General features: G+C 72.4%; 2 protein-coding genes. Both read right to left on the bottom strand.

The window, feature by feature from the left end; all coding sequences use genetic code 11:
• Positions 1-1,506: LLM class flavin-dependent oxidoreductase (locus ACM2XV_RS14490; RefSeq protein ID WP_487027442.1), on the bottom strand; the 1,506-nt coding region annotated here is incomplete at its 3' end.
• Positions 1,503-2,274: LLM class flavin-dependent oxidoreductase (locus tag ACM2XV_RS14495; protein WP_487027443.1), on the bottom strand; the 772-nt coding region annotated here is incomplete at its 5' end. The genes ACM2XV_RS14495 and ACM2XV_RS14490, both read right to left, overlap by 4 nt.

Raw genomic sequence — 2,274 nt, forward strand, 5'->3', positions numbered from 1 at the left:
GCGCGCGAAGGTGTAGACAGTGTGCACCTGGTCGCCCTCCCCGAAGTGGACGTCTCGGTCAGGAATCCGCTCGAACCCGAGGCTGCGGTAGAGCGCGTGCGCGCCCACCATGTCCTCGCCGCTATTGAGCGCCACGGCGCGCAGGCCGCGTTCGCGGGCGAGGTCGAACGCGAGCTCGGTCAGCCGCACGCCGATGCCACGCCGGCGCGCGCTCGGGGCGACGGCGAGCAGGCGGAAGTAGAGCTCGTCGTCGAGCGCGCGCCCCCGCGCCTCCGGCGTCTCGCGCAGGATCGAGGTCGTGCCGAGCAGCTCGCCGCTCACGGCATCCTCGGCGACCCAGATGTCGTAGTCGTTCGTGCGCTCCTCGGGGTGCAGCAGCTGGTGGGCATAGTCGGGGCCGATCGTGTAGTCGCGCGCGTACGCGGCGTGCGTGAGCTCGCCGACCCTGGCGTATTCCTCGGGTCGCGCCTGCCTGATCACCAGCGGCGTATCCTCACGCGGCCGCCAGCCGAGCGCCGGGGCGATGTGCTCACGGAAGTCGCCGAGGATCTGCCGGTAGTCGTCGATGCTGAACTCGTAGGGCAGCTCGATGCGCAGCTCGCTGACGGATGTCACAACCGGGTCGGCGAGTAGCTTGTCGATGATCTCGGCCGAGCTGCCGACGAGGTCCGCCGGGAAGCGGGTCTGGCGCTCGCCGTGCGCGACGAGGGTGCGCTCGTAGCGGCCCTCCGCATAGCGGCGGTAGCGCTCGCGCGCCTCGGGGCTCGCGCCGTCGGTCGGCACGATCACGCGGCCGATCGCGATGCGCCGACTGAGGCCGCCGGGCAGCGCCGCGCGATAGGCGCCGAGCACCGCCTGCTGCGCCGCGATGAAGTCGGCGGCGCCCGGAACCGAGATGACGTTGCCCGAAAGCAGATTCAGCCCGTTCTCGCCCGCCCACTGCGCCGAGCGCAGGCTGCCCGCGCCGTACCAGAGCCGCGTGGCGAGCCCCGGGCTGTGCGGCTGCAGGCGCGGCCGCTGCGTGTTCCCCGGCGAGTGCACGACGGTGTCGGGCCCGCCGATGAAGTCGCCCTCGATCTCGCGCTTCAGCCGAGCGACGCGGCCGTGCGCGAGGTCGTAGTCGCGCCAGTCGCCGTCGAAGACCCGGTCGCCGATCAGGTCGATGTGCGGTGGGATTCCGGCACTCACGCCGACCTGCAGCCGCCCGCGCGAAAGCACGTCGGCCGTCGACAGGTCTTCCGCGAGCCGGAACGGGCTCTCGTAGCCGATCGGGATGACCGCGCTGCCGAGCTCGATGCGGCGCGTGCGCTGCGTCGCCGCCGCGAGGAACGTCGCCGCCGACGACACCCCGTGCTCGAGGTGGCGCTGGCGCACCCACGCGCCGTCGAAGCCGAGTCGCTCGCCGTGCTCGAACACGCGCAGCGTGTCCTCGAGACCGCGGTACGGGTCGTCGTCCTCATAGTTCCCGGGGATCAGAAAGGCGATCGAACGGATGCCTGAACTCATCGCACTGCCTCCAACTCGGTCTCGGTGCCCGCGGACGCGGCGACCGCCGCGGCCTCGTCGCGGCGGGGGTTCCACGCCTCGGCGAGCAGCTCGTAGCTGCGCACCCGATCGGTGTGGTCGTGGGTGATGGTCGTGATGAGCAGCTCGTCGGCGCCGGTGACGCGCTGCAGCGTCTCGAGCTGCGCGACCACCGTCTCGGGCGACCCGACGAACTGGGTGTCGAGCCGGTCCTGCAAAAGCGCCCGCTCGTCGTCGGTCCACTCTCGCGCGTGGGCCTCCTCGGGGGTCGGGAACGGGATCGCGCCCGCTCCCGAACGGATGCTGAGCACCCACGGCGCGTACCCCGCTGCGAGCTCCGCGGCCGCGGCATCCGTCTCGCCCACAACGACGTCGGCGGAGACGATCACGTACGGCTTCGCGAGCACGGCAGAGGGGCGGAACGCCGCGCGGTACGCGGCGATCGCCTCGAGCACGAAGGTCGGCGCGACGTGGTAGTTCGAGCCGAACGGCAGCCCGCGCTCGCCGGCGATGCGTGCGCTCTCGCCCGGTGTGCTGCCGTGCACCCAGACCTCGACGCCGCCGTGGTCGTGCGCGGGTGTCGCGACGACCGGCACGCTCTCGTCGGCGACGTAGTCGCCGCGCAGGAAGGCGAGGATGTCGTCGACCGTCTGCTCGAAGAGCTCGCCGTCGCCCTCGGTGCGCCCGAGCAGCCGCGCGTTCAGCGCGAACCGGGTGAGGTCGGGGCGCGGCAGCCGCGGCGGCGGAATC

It is taken from the genome of Gryllotalpicola sp. CP2-P1 (assembly GCF_057512245.1).